Source organism: Mycobacterium sp. IDUB_19 (genome assembly GCF_055419445.1).
On sequence record NZ_JBVAXR010000032.1, the window covers coordinates 15,098 to 32,162 of the forward strand.

Here is a 17,065-nt window from a genome sequence, read left to right on the forward strand (position 1 = left end):
AGCATCGTTAGAATCTACCCGGTATCGGGCCGCGCGAATCAATAGCCCCTGAGTACTATTTGCCCAATGACGGGCCGGTTAGCGGGCAAGGTGGCGATCATCACCGGGGCGAGCACCGGCCTGGGCCCGGTTCTGGGCTCGGTGTTCGTCCGCGAAGGCGCCCGGATCCTGCTTGCCGCCCGGCGCGAGGAGCTGGTCCACGAAGCCGCCGCGGCGGCCGGGCCCGGCGCCATCGCGATGCGGGCCGACGTCACCAACGAGGAGGACGTCGCCGCCATGGTGGCACGCGCGGTCAGCGAGTTCGGCCAGGTCGACATCCTGTGCAACAACGCCGCCGCGCCGGGGCAGGACCGCTGGATCTGGGAGCAGACGCTCGACAACTGGAACGCAACGATTGCCATCGACGTCACCGCCGCGATGCTGTGCACCCGCGAAGTGCTCAACCAGTCGATGCTGCAACGCCGCTCCGGCGTCATCCTGAACTTCTCCTCCACCGCTGGTTACCACGGCATCGTCCGCAAGACCCACTACGTCACCGCGAAGGCAGCACTGCGTGCCTTCACCAAGACCGTCGCACTCGAGGTCGGTCCGCACGGCATCCGCTGCAACTGCATCGTGCCGGGCGCCATCGATACCGACCTATATCGCAATTGGTTACAGCGCACCGCCGACGAACAGGGAGTCGAGGTCGCGGCCGTGCGCGCGAAGTCCCTCAAAGACGTCGCATTGCGTGATATTTCGTCTCCCGACGACGTGGCCAACCTGGCATTGTTCTTGGCCAGCGACGAAAGCCGAACCATCACAGGGCAATCGATCCCTGTCGACGCCGGAGGGTATATGCAGGGATGACCACCCCGCGCGCAAAACTGTCGGTGTCCACACCGGTGGTGATCACGATGCCCCAGGCCAGTGCCGCCTGGGAGCAGGACGCCTCGATCGAGGAGCTGACTCAAATCGCCGAGACCGCAGACCGGCTCGGCTATCACCACCTGACCTGCAGCGAGCACATCGCACTGCCGGCCGTGCCAGAACAACAACACCGAGGCACGCGTTACTGGGATCCGCTGGCGACGTTGGGCTACCTGGCCGCACGCACACAGCGAATCCGGTTGGCTACCAACGTGTTAGTACTCGCCTACCACCACCCGCTGGAAATCGCGAAGCGCTACGGCACGTTGGACAAAGTCAGCAATGGCCGGCTCATTCTCGGCGTCGGCGTCGGCAGCCTCAAAGAGGAATTCGATCTCCTGGGAGCTCCGTTCGACGACCGCGGACCGCGTGGCGACGATGCGCTGCGAGCGCTACGCGCATCCTTGTCGGTCCCCGAACCCGCCTACCACGGCGAGTTTTATTCATTCGAGGGCATGGTCGTCGACCCGTGCGCGGTCCAGGATCACGTCCCGATCTGGATCGGTGGACGCACGCTGCGATCGCTGCGCCGCGCCGCAACCCTGGCCGACGGGTGGGCTCCCTTCAACGTGACGCTGCACCAGGCCCGAGAATGGTTGGGCCGCTTCGAACTTCCGGTCGGCTTCGAGGTGGTGCTACCGCCGCCGGAAGCACTGGATCCGATCAACAATCCCGACCGCACGCTCGAGGTGCTCGCCGATACCGCCGCGCACGGCGCCACCATCATCAGCGCCTGGTTGAGGCATACCTCGCTGCAGCATTATTTAGAGAATCTGCACGCCCTGGCCGAGCTTTCTTCCCCCGGCGGTTCCGCGTGATCCGGGTCAAGGCAGGCATTTTCAGCCTCACCGCACCGGCCGACGATGAAAGCGGTTATCTGCGTTGGCACCTGCTCGATCACATGCCGGAGCAATATCAACTTCCGGGCATCGTGCACGGGTTGCGCTGGATCGCAGACGGCGATTACCTCGACCACCGGCTTGCGGCTCACGGGCCGCTCGGCGAGGTCGGCAACGTGGTGCACTACCTGGTCAATGACCCCGTTGAACAGACCTTCGACGATTTCGTGGCACTTGGGCGCACGCTGCGGGAGAACGGCCGCTTTCCCGTCGCACGGCCGTTACTGCAAATCGCGGGGCTGCGCTTGTTGCAGTGGCACTCCTCGCCGCAGGCTCTCATTTCCGCTGAGGTGGTGCCGTTCCGGCCGCACCGCGGAATCCTGCTGATCGTGGAAGAGCCCACCGACGGCCGCTCGAACGACTGGCTGCAATGGCTGCACGCCGAACACTTCCCGGCCCTGCTCGCCACGCCCGGCACCGCGGGCGCATGGACATTCGGTTCAAGCTCCGGATGGAGCCATTTACCGCGCGGATGGCGGGCCGACCATCAATACATCACCGTCGTTTACCTCGACGGCGACCCACTCACCACGACGGCGGCCCTGGCCCCGCTGGTCGAAGAACGCTGGCGATCACGCGCGGTGCGCCCCGTATTCGCCGGTCCGCTACGCACCATGATCAATTGGGAAGCCTGGCCGTAGCGTAGGCGCGGGACGGTGCGCATCCGCAGCGGCCTGGCGACCTTCGAGGAGGACTTGCGATGACGAATCCCGACGCCCGGCGGCGAATCGGCCGCCGTGTTGCCGGGCTCGGCGTGGTCGTGTTGGTGGCCGGTCTGTCGGCCTGTTCCACCAAGGGTGGTGGACCCGCGTCTCCGGCCAGCTCGACTCCGGCTCCCACCACAACCGTCATGCTGGACCAGCACACCCACACCATCACCGCAAAAGTCGACTGCACCAGTACGGCCTCGGCACCGCACGCCACGCCACCGGAGTCGGGGGATCTGACGACGCGCATCGGCGTCCACGACGATTCCGCGTCGGTGTCGTTGGCGTTGTCGGACGAAAGGCCGCCAAGCGTTGACGGTTTTTCGATTTCGCTCAAGGTTGGAGACGGCCAGTACCAGTTGCCCTATCAACCGACTCAGTCCGCGACGCAGGTGCAGGTGACCAAAGACGACAAGAGTTACACGATCACCGGCAGCGGCCAGGGGACGATGCCCGGCCAAAACGGTATGCGACAGATCACATTCGGCATACACGTGACCTGCCCGTGAACACCCCCTCGTCGAAACACCAGTTGTCTAACCACGATCCCCTCTGGGATGCTGGCAGCTTGGACATCTTCGCGGAGTGGCAAAAAGGCGGTATCGAACTTCGCTGGCGGTCGACAACCGCCGCCAACGATGGGCAGGAAGTCGGGGTGTTCAGTCGCCGCTGCGGCACACCCGGGGCACCGCCGCTCGTGCTTGTCCACGGTTTTCCGACGTCGAGCATCGATTACTTCGACTTGACGCATGAGCTGAGTTCCGATTTCGACATCTACCTGTTGGACTTTCCGGGCTACGGGTTGTCCGACAAGCCACCGGAGCCGTACGTCTATTCGTTGTACGACGATGCACGTCTGCTCGTGCACGCGATCACCGACGTGTGGAAGCTGAGCGGATTTCGAATGCTCACCCACGATCGGGGTAGCAGTGTCGGCATGATCGCGCTCGGAATGCTGGCGGCGCTGGATCCGCCGGTGGTCCCACTCGACCTCATCCTGACGAACGCCAACATCTACCTTCCACTGGCGAACCTCACGCTGTTCCAAACCGCAATGCTCGACCCCGCAACCGGGCGGGCCACCGCGGAAGCGACCACGCCGGAAACCCTGGCGGCCGGCATGGGGGCCAGCACCTTCATGCCGAGAAGAAAACTCACAGACCCCGAAATCGCCGCGCTGGCCAAGTGCTTTGCCCATAACGACGGAATCCGGGTGCTGCCGGACACCATCCAATATCTGAACGAGCGCGCCGCAGACGAAACCAATTGGCTTGAAGCACTTTCCAGCAGCCACGTGAACACCACGGTGGTATGGGGGCTGCATGACAACGTCGCGCCGCTGCGTGTCCCTAACCACGTTTGGCAGACCTACCTCAAAAGCAAGCCGGGCCGAAACCGCTACTGGGTGGTGCCGGACGCCGATCACTATGTTCAATGCGACGCGCCCGTGCAATTAGCCCAGATCGTCCGTCTCACCGTGCAAGACGAGGACATTACGTTGCAGACGCTCGGGAACCAGCCCGATGGCGCGGTCCTGGTGGATCAAAGCACTGACGAGCCCCAGTAGCCTGCTCGAACGTGAAGCTAATTTTACGTTCGCACGCCGGCCAGCCGGCCCACAGGGCTCACCCGACGAGAACAGGCAAGCGCGCCCACCCACGCACGCTCGCGGTGTGCGCCCGTTTGGCGTTGGCATAGTCGACTTCCCAGTCGGGCCAACGTTTGAGGACTTCTTCGAAGGCCACGCGCGCTTCCAACCGCGCCAGCGCCGAACCCAAGCAGAAATGCAGCCCCTGCCCGAAGCTGAGATGACTTCCGCCGCGGTGGATGTCGTAGCGGTCCGGATCCGAGAACTGGCCTTCGTCGCGGTTGGCCGACGCATTCAGCAGCAGCATGAACGACCCCTCTGGAACCACGCGACCATAGAGCTCGGCATCGCGCGCGACGTAGCGGGCCTGCACCGGTGACGGCGGCTCGTAGCGCAGTGTCTCCTCGATCGCGCCGGGGATCAGCGACTGGTCCGCAGCAAGTTCGCGGCGTTGATCCGGGTGATCCGACAACAGTTGTCCCATGAAACCGATTAAGCGAGCAGTGGTTTCGTTGCCGGCACCGGCGATCATCGCGGTGTAGGCCAGCACCTCGGTCCGCGACAAGGGGCGCCGCGTGCCGTCCGGCTCCTCGATCTCGGCTCGCAACAGTTCGGTCATCAGGTCGTCGGATGGATGACTGGCCCGCCATTCGATGTACTCGGCGAACAGGGCAATGGAATTCGCAAAGACATCCGCGTCGACCGCAGCGGGGTCGCTGCCCTTGGACATTGCAATGTTGGCGACGCTGCGGTCTCGGATCTTCTCTTGATCTTCCTCGGGGATGCCCAATAGGTATCCGATGGTCCGCATCGGCATCATCGCGCCGAGGTCTGCGATGAAGTCGAAGCCGCTCGCGCCGACCAGTGGGTCAAGCTCGCGGACACAGAACTCACGCACCAGCGACTCAACTGCGAACATGCGCCGGGGCGTGAAGACCCGGGACAGCAGTTTGCGGTGCAGATCGTGCAACGGTGGGTCCTCGAACAGCAGAATGCCCGGTGGCACTTCGATATTGGCGAACAGGATGTCGGCGGTGGTCCCGCGACCCGACCGATAGGTCTCCCAGTTGTGCAATTCACGCGCCACGTCCTCGTATCGACTCAGCGCGTAGAAGTTGTACTTCTCGTTGTAGTACAACGGCGCTTCTTCACGCATCCGCTTCCACACCGGATACGGGTTCGAGTCGATCTCGACATCGAAAGGGTCGTAATACAATTCGACGGCGCTGGGACTTGTCACTATCGGATTCCTAACTCAGTCGTTGCGGTGCAAGAAGCCATGCAAGAGCGCTTGAACGAGTTCCTCGACGATCACTTCCCGCGGCGGTGGTTTGTTCCCGAAGTAGGTCGAACGCAGCGCGGCCATCCCCGCGATCATCGACACCGTCGAGTGGGCCGGAAGGTCTGGGTGGTCCGACCGCATACCTCGTAATTGCATGCCCTCAACGCTGATTTGGCCCAGCACCGTGACTGCCTGGCGGATCTCGGCGATGCCGGCGTCGGCCTTTTCCTCGTCGCTGAGACTCTCGGCCGCCATCAGCGTCAACAGCAGACCCTGGTGTTCGACGAACACGTCGTAGAGCTGCGATACGAAAAGCCGAGTCAGCTCCTGCTCGTCGGTCTCCTCGGGGACCACCGACTGCCAGGTCCGGCCGAATTCGTCGACGAAGCTCACGAAGGGTAGGACGAGTGCCTCGCGGAACAGCGCCGCCTTCGAACCGAAGTTGCGGAACAGCAGGTGTTCGGTGACGCCGGCGGCCTGGGCGATTTCACGTGTCGTGGTGCTGCGATAGTCCTGACCGGCGAAGAGCTCTCGGGCAGCGTCGAGTAGCAGTCGGCGCGGCTCCCCGCGAGGCCGACGCGCCACCGTCGCCGGTATCGGCTGCTTAATTGCTCGCTGGGGCACCGATGTCCACTCCTGTCGAAACGGCCTTGCGGCCTACCGCCTTGGGGATAGTATCCACTATCTACATAGGATAGTATCCACTACCTTAAAGAAGCGCTTCGTCGGAAGGGTGACACCATGGGCGCTGTCATCATGCTTGGCACGCTGTTCGGCCTGATCGTCCTGATATTCGGGCTGGTATTCCGCTTCGACCCCGAGGCTCGGCGCCCGGCGGGCGAAGAGGGCCGCCAGTGAACACCGAAATGACACCGGCGATGGCAGGGGCGATGTACTTCGCGTACGTCAGCAGCATTGCGTTCCTGGTCATCGGGATCTATCTGAGCTACCGCCGCCGGCGCATCCACCCGCTGTTGCTGCTGAGCATTTCGGCGATTTCGTTTTCGTGGATCGAGTCACCGTACGACTGGGCGATGTACGCACAGTTTCCGCCGCCGCTGCCCCGCATGCCGTCCTGGTGGCCGTTGAACGTCACGTGGGGCGGGCTGCCGTCGTCGGTGCCCCTCGGGTACGTCTCCTACTTCGTGATTCCCGCCCTCACCGGGGCCGCCCTCGGACGTTGGCTGAGCTCAAAGTTCAGATGGCGCAGGCCAATTGCCCTCCTCGTGGTCGGCCTCGTCGTCGGGTTCTGCTGGGCTCTGTTTTTCAACGCCTTCACGGGTGCCCAGCTCGGCAATTTCTACTACGGCTACGTGATTCCCGGCCTGGCGATCTTCGAGGGAACCAAGCACCAGTACCCGCTCTACGACTCGCTCGCCATGGGCATCCAGATGATGGTCTTCACCTACCTACTGGGAAGGACCGATTCGGAGGGCCGCAATGCCATCGACATGTGGGCCGATAAGAGATCGAAAAGTCGGCTGCAGTCGTCGGTGCTGTCCATCGTGGCCGTCATCGTCGTCGGGCACTTGGTGTATGGCGCGGTCTTTGCGCCCCATCTCGCCACGAAACTGGGCGGCTTTGTGACCGCGGGCCCGACCGAACAGCTGTACCCGGGCGTACCGAACCAACCCAAGTAAGCATGCGGGAGATCAAGTGAGCTACGAAAGCGCCGCCGAACCGATCAAAATCGGCTACCTGATGGATTTTCTGCTGCCCGAGGGTTTTCCCAAGACGTACTTCGAAGACTTGACACAGTCTTTCGACCTCGTCTTCAAACAGGGTCTCGACCAGGGGGTGATCGATCGGCCAATCGAGCTCATCTACCGCGAGGTGGAGGGTCTGCCCAAGGGATCGGTCAAAGCGGTCATCGACGCCTACGGCGAACTCTGCGACGAAGGGTGTTTGGCGATCTTCGGCCCGAGCATCGGCGACAACGTGATTCCGGCGAAGGAAGCGATCGAGGAGCGTTTCAAAGTTCCCTGCATCAGTGTGACAGGATCCGACCTTGCGCTGGGCGAATGGCTCTTCGCATTTCCGATGGGCTCGCACACCGACGAGCCGATCTTCTGGTCCGATCTGCTTGCTAAGGAGGGACACACCGAGGTCGGCGTGCTGACAGAGCAATCCCTCGTCGGTGAGGCGTATCTCAAGAACTTCCGGGACGCCTGCAACCGCAAGGGCATTCGCATCGTGGCCGAGGCATCCATCGCCCAGACCGCGGGGGACGTGACGGCCGCCGTCACCGCGTTGCACGAGGCAAAGGCGCAGGCGATCGTGCACTGCGGCTTCGGCTTCGGGGTAGTCTTCGTCAATCCGGCGCTAGAGGCGCTGGGGTGGAATCCTCCGCGGTTCTGCGGCACCGCCTTCCAGAACGCCTGGCTCAACCCGGTCATGTGGAATGCATTCATGGGCTGGACCGGCGTCGACCAATACGACGAGGGCAATACGGTCGGGCAAAAATTTCTCGACGAGTACAACGCGGCCTACGGGCGGCGACCGGAATGGTGTGTGCCCGTGGTCAATAGGGACATCGCATTCACGTTGCTGCGAGCGCTCGCCGACGCCCACCCGTTGAGCCCCCGTGGCGTAAAGGAGGCACTCGAGCGCGTCAAGATGATGCCGGCCGCATCCGGCGCTCCGGGAACCCGGGTATCGTTCGGCCAGTGGACCCGCCGGGCCTGGATGGGTGCTGGTTATCTAGTGGCCCGGCAACTTGACGCCGACGGCGTCAATTCCCATCTCGTCGATCGTTTCGGCGAGGAATAGCCGTCAGCCGAGAGCCTCGGGCAGCACAACTTCGCCCACGCGCTTGAGATACGGCCACGCGATGTCCGGCGGCAGCCCGCCACACAGCGGCGACAAGTTGAGCACCTGGCCGGCACGGACTCGCGAAATCGCTTCTGGCACCGAGATAATGATGTGCGAACTGGGCGCATCGCGCAGCTCGTCGACGGTGTTCACGTGCGAGAAGCCGGCCGTCGTCTCGTCCCCGGGATTCCACGCCGCGTAGGTTCGCACGTCGTGCAGCAGATGCTCGCCGATCTCTTTCCACGCCTGGTCCACGTCGTCGGCGACGAACACGACCGAGGGGGTGTCGCGGCCGGGAAACATCGTCGGCCCGGGCGTGTGGCCGTGCTTGCGGCAAGCCTCTTCGTAGGCCTCCTGCATGCCTGGTTCGTTGGCGTTGCCCAGCATGCCCAGGCCGTACCTGCCGGCGCGACGGGCCGCCGCCAACGTGCCGCCGCCCCACATCAGTCCAGGGCCGCCAGCGGTCAGCGGGCGAGGCGTCACAGTGATCCGCCGTCCGTCTTCGATGACGGTTTCACCGGCAAGCAGGCGGCGCAACAGCGCGAGTTTCTCATCGCAAAGGCGGCCACGTGTCTTCATGGACACGCCGAAGTGCTCGAACTCCTCGGGCCGGTAGCCCAGGGCCAGGATGTAGGACGCCCGCCCGCCGCTGAGGATGTCGAGGACCGCCATGTCCTCGGCGAGGCGCACGGTTTCGTAGAACGGCAAAATCAGGATCAGGCTCAGCGCCAGACGCTGCGTTCGCGCGGCCAACGCTGAGGCCAGCAGGAACGGGGACGGCAGGTAACCGTCTTCGGAGCCGTGGTGCTCACACAGCACGGCGGCCAGACCACCGTGTTCTTCGGCCCAGGCGCACATTTCGGGGGCCGCGGCGTACAGCTCGGCAGGGGGCGCGGCCCATTCAGGGTCGCGCATGTCAAAGCGCAGGGTGTACACGGCAAACTCCTAGCTGAGCTAATCTTTGTGTGACGTAGGGTACGCGTTCAGTCGAATACGTGCCGCGGCAGGGTGGTCGGGATGTCCAGCGAGCTCAGCAGGCCCGGGGGCGCGTCGACGACATACGGGATCGCGTTGACGACGCGCATTGCGGTGGACGCCATCGCAGCTCGCCCCGCCGCATGACCTTCGGCCTCGCCCAGTGTCAGCACGCAGTGAATGTCGGGATCTCCTTCGATGTCGACCCGATACGTGGCGTCACTCTCCGAAGTCGGCCAGGCCGGTGCGACATCGCGCGCCATCCGGATGATGTGCTCGATGACGATGGCTTCGTCACCGTTGACGACACCTGCCGCCCGGGTGCGTACCGCACCGCAGGTGCCGGCTTTGATGGTGCCGAATGCGACCTCGATGTCCCGGTCCGTCAGCTCACGATCGAGTGAACCGCGTATTTGTTCCACCTCGACACCGAGGCCTTCCGCGATGAGGTAGATCGGTGCCTTCCAAGCCATTTCGATGAATCCGGGTGTCTTCAGCATCGGCTCGAAATCCAGCGGACGGCCAAAGCCCATCCCGTCCATCATCACGTCGGCCACCGGGTAGTGGTCGTTGAGCGCAACCTCGCTGGCCGTGATCCGGCGGATGCTCTTGGACTGTGTCGTCATGAGCAACGCGAGCTGATCAGAAGCAAAGCCGGGAAAGATGCCCGACGCGTAGAACGACGCCTGGCCGGCTTTGGCCGCCGCGTCCAGCTCGTCGCGCCAGTTGGGCGCGAAATAGGACGGCGGGTACACCAGACTCGTCGACGACGTCGACACCACGTTGATGCCCGCGGCCAACAGCCGCACGTAGTCGGGCACGGCCGCGCCATCGCGGTCGGGGCCACTGGCCGCATACACCACGCAGTCGGGCGCCAGCGCGATCAGCGCGTCGGCATCATTGGTGGCCGTAACGCCAATAGGTTCACCGCCGGCCAGCACGCCCGCGTCCTTACCGACCTTGTCGGGCGAATGTACCCAGACGCCAACAAGTTCCAGATCCGGCCGGCGCCTGATGGCGTCGATCGCGATCGAACCGACTCCCCCGGTGGACCACACGATGACGCGCATGAGCAGTCTCCTTTACTTGTCGTGGGCCCGCGCGGCAGCGGCCGCGGCACGCTCGAGATAGGGCCACGCGATGTCGGGTGCAACGCCACCGCACAGCGGGTGCAGCGGCAGCAGTTGCCCGCCGCGCACGTAGTCGATCGCCTCGTCGGACGTGAATATGCGGTACGGGCCGTTGTCCTCTCGAAGCGCCGACACGCTGTCGGCGCGGGTGATACTGGCTACCGAATCATCGTGCGGCCGATAGGACGCCGCTGTTTTCGCATCGTGCACCAGGTGTGGCCCCAGCTCGTCCCACGCCGCGTCGACGTCGTCGGCCACGAAAACTGCTGTCGGAGAGTCTGGTTGGGGAAACTGAATGATTCCCGGATCGTGTCCGTGCGCACGGCACTGCGCCTCGTAGTACTCCTTCAGGCCAGGCGAAGCGGTCTGGGAGATGAACCCCAAGCCATGGCTGCCGGCCCGTCGCGCCGCGGCCTTGCTGCCGCCGGCGATCAACATCATCGGCCCGTTGGGCGACGCACACGGCGGGGTGACGCGAACCTCGCGGCCCCGGTATTCGACGGATTCGCCCCGTACCAGCGGGCCCAGCACGGCCAGGACCTCGTCAGCGACGCGACCGCGCGTGCTCATGTCAATGCCGAAGTGGTCGTATTCCTGGCGTCGATGCCCGACACCGAACGCATACGACACCCGTCCGCGACTGATCAGGTCCAGCACGCAGATCTCTTCGGCGAGCCGGACCGGATCCCACAGCGGAATCGGCACGGCGGCCAGCAGAATCGCCAAACTGTTCGTCCTGGCCGCGATCGCGGAAGCCAACGTGAGCGGTACCGGCAGGTGGCCGTCGTCGGCACCGTGGTGCTCGGACAGCACGGCCAGCGCGGCACCGCGGGTCTCTGCCCACGCGCACATGTCGATGGCCGCTGCGTACAGATCGGCGGTCGGCGCCGCCCACGCCGGGGCGCGCATGTCGAACCTCAGCGTGAACATCGGCGTCCGCCGCCATCGGCTCTGGGGATGTGATGAAGTGCCCGCCTCTGCGCGACAACACGGTCGCGAGTTGTCGCTCGGAGGCGGGCAAAACGCCGATTGACCCTCACACCCCGCAGATTAACCTAAGATTTGTTCGTTAGGATAGTACTTGCTCTCTTAACCCCTTGACCGTGCGGGCTCGCGACTGTTAGCTTCCGAATCGAACGTTGGGCAACTGCCGCCGTAAGGGCAACGGCCGCCTCAGCTTTCATCGCGCATGTAACTGAGGAGGAACAAGATGACGGCTCAGCGCGTAGTTGTGTGGGCGACGGGCGGCATCGGGTCGATCGCGATCCACGCCATCCAGCGACGCCCCAATCTGGATCTGGTGGGCGTGTGGGTGCACTCCCCCGAGAAGGACGGCAAGGATGCCGGCGAACTCGCCAACGGCGAGCCGATCGGCCTTAAAGCCACCAACGATGCCGACGCGCTGATCGCCCTGAAACCCGACTGCGTGATCTACGCGGCCAGCGGTCCCGAGCGTGACGCCCTGGCCATCCCGGACTATGTCCGGCTGCTCGAAGCCGGGATCAACGTCGTCACGACCAGCACGACGAGACTGGTCAATCCACACGCCTACGAGCCGGCGGAGTGGCGCGACCAACTGGTCGCGGCGGCCAAACAAGGCCAGGTGTCGCTGTACGCGTCGGGTATCGAGCCCGGGTTCGCCGCTGACTACCTGCCGTTGGTGCTGAGCACGCAGTCGGCGTCCATCGAGAAGATCCACTCGTGGGAGATCGGCCTGTACGACGACTACGGCGTTCCAGACATCATGAGCGACGCGCTGGGCTTCGGCCGGCCCCTCGACTACCAACCCTGGATCGGCTTTGCCGGCGCCATCGCCGGCGAATGGTCGGGGCAGATCCGGTTGATCGGGGATGCACTCGGGGTCGAAGTCCAGGAGGTCCGCGAGCATTTCGACCGCGCGGTCACCAACCGGACACTCGAGGTCGCCATGGGCACTGTCGAGGCCGGCACCGCCGGCGCGCTCCGCATGCGCGCGACCGGGGTGGTCGACGGCCGCGAGGCCATCGTCATCGAGCACATCACCCGGCTCGCACATGACGTCGCGCCCGAATGGCCGACCGGGATCGGCGATCTGTCCTACCGTGTTCAGATTTTTGGCGACCCCGATATCGACTGCACCCTGGCCGCAACGCTGAAGGATCCCCAAAAGTCGGGAGTCGGGGGTATGACGTCCGGCGCGGGCGCCATGGTCGCCACCGCAATGCGCGTCGTGAACGCCGTGCCGTATGTCGTTGCCGCGGAGCCCGGACTGCTGAGTTCGGTTGACTTACCCCTGACGATCCCCAAGGGCGCGTTTGTGACCGGGTGAGTTCGCGAGTGGCGTCCGCGGCATAGTCTGCGGGAGTGATGCCTAATCCACTCGAGGAACTCACACTCCAGCAGTTGCAGCTGCGCACCAGCATGAAGTGGCGTGCGCATCCCGCTGATGTGCTGCCGTTGTGGGTGGCGGAGATGGACGTCAAGCTGCCGCCAACCGTCGCCGATGCCCTGCGTACGGCGATCGACAACGGCGATACCGGCTATCCGTCCGGCACCGCGCTCGCCGAGGCAGTCGGCGAATTCGCTTCGCGGCGTTGGGAATGGCACGATTTCGAGGTCAGCCGCACGGCGATCGTTCCGGACGTCATGCTCGGAATCGTTGAGACACTGCGTCTAATCACCGAACCCGGTGACGCGGTCGTCGTCAACCCGCCGGTGTACGCGCCCTTCTACGCTTTCGTAGCGCACTCCGGCCGTCGAGTAATCGAGGCGCCACTCGATCCTGAGGGGCGAATTGTGTTGGACGCCTTGGAGGAAGCGTTCACCCGCGCGCGGGCCTCGGGTCGAAACATCGCGTACCTGTTGTGCAATCCGCACAATCCGACGGGTACGGTACACACCCTCGACGAATTGCGCGGCGTGGCCGAATGCGCCCGGCGGTCGCGGGTCCGGGTGGTGTCGGACGAGATTCACGCACCAGTGGTCTTATCGGGATCGCGATTCACTCCTTACCTGAGTGTCCCCGGTGCCGAGGATGCGTTCGCCCTGACCTCCGCTTCGAAGGCGTGGAATCTTTCCGGGCTGAAGGCGGCCCTGGCCATTGCCGGGCCCGAGGCGGCGGCGGATCTGCACCGGATGCCGGAGGAGGTCAGCCACGGGCCGAGCCACCTGGGCATCATCGCCCATGCGGAAGCCTTCCGCACCGGTGGCGACTGGCTCGACACGCTGCTGGGAGGCCTGGATGCGAACCGGACGATGCTGGGTGACCTGGTCGCAGAACACCTGCCTGGTGTGAAATATCAACGACCGCAAGGCACTTACCTCGCGTGGCTCGATTGCCGACAGCTCGGTTTCACCGAAGACGCCGCGGACGGCCTTGCCGTGGTGGCCGACCTGTCCGGTCCGGCTCGCTGGTTTCTTGACCACGCCCGCGTCGCGCTCAGCTCCGGCCATGTCTTCGGCACCGGCGGAGCCGGCCATGTGCGGCTGAATTTCGCTACCTCGCAAGCCATTCTCGCAGAGGCCATATCGCGCATGGGTCGCGCGCTCGCCAATGCTCAGTAGCGAAACAGCTTAGCCCACAGGAGTTTACAGCTAGGCGGGGATTTCCTCGGCGCCGCGGCCCAGGTTGCGGAACCCCGCGGCGGGCTTCTTGAAACCCAGCAGGAAGGGCACTGTGCTCAACTCGAACTTCGCCGTCATACCCACCCGGCCAAAGAAACCGCGCTGCGGCGGTGCGGGTGGCGCCTGCGACATGGCGAGGTCGATGTAATGCGTCGACGTTTCGCCGATGCCTTCGAAATCGTGCGTCAGCGGCCTGGAAAGCCCGCGCATCGACTCATCGAGGCATGCGGCAATCGGATCGGTCATCAGCACGTATTCCGACACTGGTACCTGGTTTTTCAGCATCCGGTGCACGAGGATGACGTCGACGCCGGCCAGTTCTAGGTGGCGCTTGACCTTTTGCTCGGCCACCTCGCCTTCGTGCGCGACGAACTTCAGCGACAGGCTGTCGAGTTGGGCGCAGCTCGCACACTCGCAGGCGATGTCAGCTTTGAGTCGCTGCCGCCGGACGAGGAACGACTCGTGCATCCGCCAGAGCCGATCACACACCAGCGCATTGGCGTTACCGTCCGGCGCCCAGAAGAATGCGGCATCGCCCTCCAACTTCGCCAACTTCAGGCCTTTACCAGCGTCGATGACGGCTTCCAGCAGCTGCGCCACCGTCTGCTGCGCGTGCGCGAGGTGCGTCCGGTTCCAGGCCATGTACTGCGTGTAGCCGCCGATATCGGCAATGAGTAGAACGGCGCGACGGATGGCCATGAGTCAGCTATTTTAGTTGCCTGCCTGGTTCTTCCCTAATGAAATCTCGTACTAGACGAAGTGACGTCGCGGAGAGAGGCTTGCAGGGGTGCCCGTTCACCGGAGGAGCTGAATATGGATGTGCTGCGAACCCCGGACTCCCGATTCGAAAATTTGGAAGGCTATCCGTTCGTAGCGAACTACATTGACGTGGCGGCAAGCGACTCTCCGCCGGTGCGCATGCACTTCCTCGACGAAGGGCCGGGAGATGGCCCGCCGATCGTGCTGCTGCACGGCGAACCCACCTGGAGCTACCTGTACCGCACGATGATTCCGCCGCTGGCTGAGGCCGGAAACCGGGTGCTCGCGCCCGACCTGATCGGCTTCGGCCGCTCCGACAAGCCCAGCCGGGTCGAGGATTACACCTACCTGCGGCATGTCGAGTGGGTGACGGCGTGGTTCGAGCGCCTCAGGCTGAAGGAAGTCACGCTGTTCGTCCAGGACTGGGGATCGCTGATCGGTCTGCGCATCGCCGCCGAGCAGAGCGATCGGATCGCGCGGGTGGTCGTGGCGAATGGCTTTCTGCCCGCAGCCCAGCGGCGGCCCTCCCCTGGTTTCTTGGCGTGGCGAGCCTTTGCGCGCTACTCCCCCGTGCTGCCCGCCGGTCGCATCGTCGCGGCCGGCACTGTCCGCAGGGTTCCTCCCAAGGTGCGGGCCGGCTATGACGCACCTTTCCCGGACAAGACGTATCAAGCCGGGGCACGCGCATTTCCGCAGTTGGTGCCGACTTCACCCGACGATCCGGCGGTTCCGGCCAATCGGGCGGCGTGGGACGCCCTGGGCCGGTGGGAGAAGCCGTTCCTTGCCATCTTCGGAGCTCGCGACCCGATCCTGGGGCAAGCCGACCGTCCGCTGATCAAACACGTCCCTGGAGCGGCGGGCCAGCCGCACGCCCGCATCAGAGCCAGTCACTTCATCCAGGAAGACAGCGGACCAGAACTGGCCGAACGCGTCCTGTCCTGGCAGAAGGCGCTGCTTTGATCACCGGGTGTTGATTAGTCGCGCGACGCCGCGCATGTCCCTCGGCTGAGGGGACAGCGCGTTCGCCAGCCGCAGCGTTCCATTCTTGCGCAACATGTTTCGATACTCGACAGGGCTGGCGTGGTGGTGCGTGTCGTCGTGGCATCGTCGCTCCTCGCGTGGTTGGCGATCCCACGTCGCCCGAATGGGGCGTTCCTCGCTCACCGCTCACCCGTGAGTGGAACGATCGGCAAATGGACATGATGACGATGGGCCTGATGGCCACGGTCGTGGGCGCGTCAGCCGTGGGCATCGCAGGCGTGGCGCGGTCGGCCGCCGATAACCTGCTCCCCGGCATGGTGGACAAGAACAACAACAAACACCAGCTGAAAATCCACCTGCATACACAGCATTGCGACACGATCCAACGGTGGCGCGCCGGCTTGGCGGGGGCGCGCGACGCCTACCGGCAGTGGGAGTGCGGACCTCGCGCTGATGGGCCGCCCAACGTCGTTGGCGACGAATGGTTCGAGGGCCTGCGGTCGCACCTGCCCAACACCGGCGAGCTGGCGAAGTTCCGCACTGCGCACGAAGTCCACTGCGACAACAAGACTCTCATGCAGCTGTCGCTCGAAATCGGACGGGTCGAAAAGGAGTGGACAGCAGAGACGAAGGGCCGCAGGCGCCGTCTACGAGACCGGGACAGATAGCCCAATTTGCTCAGCCCGTGACGGCGAGGACGGCTTCCGCGAGCTCGGGACGGCACACCACCACGTCCGGCAACTTCGGATCGGCCTGGTTGTAAAGAAGTACCGAACCGTCGATGCGGGAGGTGTGCAAACCGGCCGCGCGAGCCACCGCCACGGGGGCGGCCGAATCCCACTCGAACTGCCCGCCGGCGTGGACGTAGACGTCCGACAGACCCTGAACGATTGACGCGACCTTGGCTCCGGCGGAACCCATTTCCACCAGCGTGCCGTCCAACGCGTCGCGAACCGCCAACGCGATAGCGGGTGGCCGGGTACGCGATACGACGATGCGTGGCTTGGCCGGCGCCGCCGGTGGCGCGGCAACCTGAGGGGTCGCCAGCGTGACTCCCTGCGCCGGCAGCGCTACGGCACCGGCGACGAGGTCACCGCCGTGCCAGAGCGCGACGTGCACCGCCCAGTCGTCGCGCCCGAGCTCGGAGAATTCCCGGGTGCCGTCGAGCGGATCGACGATCCACACCCGTTCGGAGCGCAGTCGCACCGGGTCGTCGGCGCCCTCCTCGGAAAGCACGGCGTCCTGGGGCCGCTCGGCCGAGAGTGCTTGCATCAGAAAGTCGTGGGATCGCTTGTCCCCCGCTGCTTTCCGCTCGCTCGCATCGGCGTCGGCGAACTCCTCCCGCACCCCGAGCAACAGCTGCCCCGCCTCGGTGGCCAGGCGCGCGGCCAGTGCGTGGTCATTCATCGGTTACTCCTAAA

18 protein-coding genes are annotated in these 17,065 nt (G+C 64.5%); 11 read left to right on the forward strand and 7 right to left on the reverse strand.

The window, feature by feature from the left end:
- Positions 1-66: 66 nt before the first annotated feature.
- From ACZY0B_RS21105 to ACZY0B_RS21125, 5 genes are read left to right on the forward strand one after another with little or no spacing between them, the layout of a single operon-like run.
- Positions 67-849: an SDR family NAD(P)-dependent oxidoreductase gene (locus tag ACZY0B_RS21105; RefSeq protein ID WP_463766166.1), complete on the forward strand. Its 783-nt coding sequence runs from the start codon at positions 67-69 to the stop codon at positions 847-849.
- Positions 846-1,727, forward strand: coding sequence for an LLM class F420-dependent oxidoreductase (locus ACZY0B_RS21110; protein WP_463766167.1), 882 nt, complete (start codon positions 846-848; stop codon positions 1,725-1,727). Before ACZY0B_RS21105 ends, ACZY0B_RS21110 begins: the two co-directional genes overlap by 4 nt.
- Positions 1,727-2,449, forward strand: coding sequence for a hypothetical protein (locus ACZY0B_RS21115; RefSeq protein WP_463766207.1), 723 nt, complete (start codon positions 1,727-1,729; stop codon positions 2,447-2,449). Before ACZY0B_RS21110 ends, ACZY0B_RS21115 begins: the two co-directional genes overlap by 1 nt.
- 59 nt (positions 2,450-2,508) lie before the next feature.
- Positions 2,509-3,024, forward strand: coding sequence for a lipoprotein LpqH (locus ACZY0B_RS21120; RefSeq protein ID WP_463766168.1), 516 nt, complete (start codon positions 2,509-2,511; stop codon positions 3,022-3,024).
- Between the two features lie 59 nt (positions 3,025-3,083).
- On the forward strand, positions 3,084-4,082 hold the full coding sequence (locus ACZY0B_RS21125; RefSeq protein WP_463766169.1) for an alpha/beta fold hydrolase: 999 nt from the start codon (positions 3,084-3,086) through the stop codon (positions 4,080-4,082).
- Between the two features lie 58 nt (positions 4,083-4,140).
- On the opposite strand, the gene ACZY0B_RS21130 is transcribed toward ACZY0B_RS21125, so the two are convergent.
- A complete protein-coding gene (locus ACZY0B_RS21130) occupies positions 4,141-5,343 on the reverse strand; it encodes a cytochrome P450 (RefSeq protein ID WP_463766170.1) in 1,203 nt (400 codons plus the stop codon).
- Positions 5,344-5,358: 15 nt separating this feature from the next.
- On the reverse strand, positions 5,359-6,009 hold the full coding sequence (locus ACZY0B_RS21135; RefSeq protein ID WP_463766171.1) for a TetR/AcrR family transcriptional regulator: 651 nt from the start codon (positions 6,007-6,009) through the stop codon (positions 5,359-5,361).
- A 230-nt stretch (positions 6,010-6,239) separates the two neighbouring features.
- On the opposite strand from ACZY0B_RS21135, the gene ACZY0B_RS21140 reads away from it, so the two are divergent.
- Together ACZY0B_RS21140 and ACZY0B_RS21145 are read left to right on the forward strand one after the other, a co-directional pair.
- Complete coding sequence (locus tag ACZY0B_RS21140; protein ID WP_463766172.1) at positions 6,240-7,025, forward strand: spirocyclase AveC family protein; 786 nt, start codon at positions 6,240-6,242, stop codon at positions 7,023-7,025.
- Between the two features lie 16 nt (positions 7,026-7,041).
- Positions 7,042-8,154 (forward strand): ABC transporter substrate-binding protein, encoded by a 1,113-nt coding sequence (locus ACZY0B_RS21145; protein ID WP_463766173.1) that lies wholly within the window; start codon positions 7,042-7,044, stop codon positions 8,152-8,154.
- 3 nt (positions 8,155-8,157) lie between these two features.
- Here ACZY0B_RS21145 and ACZY0B_RS21150 read toward each other — a convergent pair whose 3' ends face one another.
- Genes ACZY0B_RS21150 through ACZY0B_RS21160 form a run of 3 tightly spaced genes read right to left on the reverse strand, consistent with a single transcriptional unit; the run spans position 8,158 to position 11,231 of the window.
- Complete coding sequence (locus tag ACZY0B_RS21150) at positions 8,158-9,132, reverse strand: LLM class flavin-dependent oxidoreductase (RefSeq protein WP_463766174.1); 975 nt, start codon at positions 9,130-9,132, stop codon at positions 8,158-8,160.
- A 47-nt stretch (positions 9,133-9,179) separates the two neighbouring features.
- A complete protein-coding gene (locus tag ACZY0B_RS21155) occupies positions 9,180-10,241 on the reverse strand; it encodes an NAD(P)H-dependent amine dehydrogenase family protein (protein ID WP_463766175.1) in 1,062 nt (353 codons plus the stop codon).
- 12 nt (positions 10,242-10,253) lie between these two features.
- Entirely contained in the window at positions 10,254-11,231 is a 978-nt protein-coding gene (locus tag ACZY0B_RS21160) for an LLM class flavin-dependent oxidoreductase (protein WP_463766176.1), read from the reverse strand.
- Positions 11,232-11,511: 280 nt separating this feature from the next.
- Between ACZY0B_RS21160 and ACZY0B_RS21165 the strand changes: the two genes are divergently transcribed.
- Entirely contained in the window at positions 11,512-12,609 is a 1,098-nt protein-coding gene (locus ACZY0B_RS21165) for an NAD(P)H-dependent amine dehydrogenase family protein (protein WP_463766177.1), read from the forward strand.
- Positions 12,610-12,644: 35 nt separating this feature from the next.
- Entirely contained in the window at positions 12,645-13,844 is a 1,200-nt protein-coding gene (locus ACZY0B_RS21170; RefSeq protein WP_463766179.1) for a MalY/PatB family protein, read from the forward strand.
- Positions 13,845-13,874: 30 nt separating this feature from the next.
- On the opposite strand, the gene ACZY0B_RS21175 is transcribed toward ACZY0B_RS21170, so the two are convergent.
- The gene (locus ACZY0B_RS21175) at positions 13,875-14,603 is read right to left on the reverse strand and encodes a DUF2652 domain-containing protein (RefSeq protein WP_463766180.1); all 729 of its coding nucleotides are present in this window, start codon (positions 14,601-14,603) and stop codon (positions 13,875-13,877) included.
- A gap of 114 nt (positions 14,604-14,717) precedes the next feature.
- On the opposite strand from ACZY0B_RS21175, the gene ACZY0B_RS21180 reads away from it, so the two are divergent.
- Entirely contained in the window at positions 14,718-15,623 is a 906-nt protein-coding gene (locus ACZY0B_RS21180) for a haloalkane dehalogenase (protein ID WP_463766182.1), read from the forward strand.
- Between the two features lie 233 nt (positions 15,624-15,856).
- A complete protein-coding gene (locus ACZY0B_RS21185; RefSeq protein ID WP_463766184.1) occupies positions 15,857-16,312 on the forward strand; it encodes a hypothetical protein in 456 nt (151 codons plus the stop codon).
- 10 nt (positions 16,313-16,322) lie between these two features.
- Here the strand turns inward: ACZY0B_RS21185 and ACZY0B_RS21190 are convergent, their stop codons facing one another.
- Positions 16,323-17,051 carry a 3'(2'),5'-bisphosphate nucleotidase CysQ gene (locus ACZY0B_RS21190; RefSeq protein ID WP_463766185.1) on the reverse strand — a complete coding sequence of 243 codons (729 nt, stop codon included), beginning with the start codon at positions 17,049-17,051 and terminating at the stop codon, positions 16,323-16,325.
- Positions 17,052-17,065 lie beyond the last annotated feature (14 nt).

Excerpts from the sequence above, each read along its gene's own strand:
- ACZY0B_RS21160 (WP_463766176.1), bottom strand. The coding sequence starts at position 11,231 with ATGTTCACGCTGAGGTTCGACATGCGCGCCCCGGCGTGGGCGGCGCCG.
- ACZY0B_RS21120 (WP_463766168.1), top strand. The coding sequence starts at position 2,509 with ATGACGAATCCCGACGCCCGGCGGCGAATCGGCCGCCGTGTTGCCGGG.
- ACZY0B_RS21105 (WP_463766166.1), top strand. The coding sequence starts at position 67 with ATGACGGGCCGGTTAGCGGGCAAGGTGGCGATCATCACCGGGGCGAGC.
- ACZY0B_RS21155 (WP_463766175.1), bottom strand. The coding sequence starts at position 10,241 with ATGCGCGTCATCGTGTGGTCCACCGGGGGAGTCGGTTCGATCGCGATC.
- ACZY0B_RS21180 (WP_463766182.1), top strand. The coding sequence starts at position 14,718 with ATGGATGTGCTGCGAACCCCGGACTCCCGATTCGAAAATTTGGAAGGC.
- ACZY0B_RS21185 (WP_463766184.1), top strand. The coding sequence starts at position 15,857 with ATGGACATGATGACGATGGGCCTGATGGCCACGGTCGTGGGCGCGTCA.
- ACZY0B_RS21110 (WP_463766167.1), top strand. The coding sequence starts at position 846 with ATGACCACCCCGCGCGCAAAACTGTCGGTGTCCACACCGGTGGTGATC.
- ACZY0B_RS21190 (WP_463766185.1), bottom strand. The coding sequence starts at position 17,051 with ATGAATGACCACGCACTGGCCGCGCGCCTGGCCACCGAGGCGGGGCAG.
- ACZY0B_RS21175 (WP_463766180.1), bottom strand. The coding sequence starts at position 14,603 with ATGGCCATCCGTCGCGCCGTTCTACTCATTGCCGATATCGGCGGCTAC.
- ACZY0B_RS21165 (WP_463766177.1), top strand. The coding sequence starts at position 11,512 with ATGACGGCTCAGCGCGTAGTTGTGTGGGCGACGGGCGGCATCGGGTCG.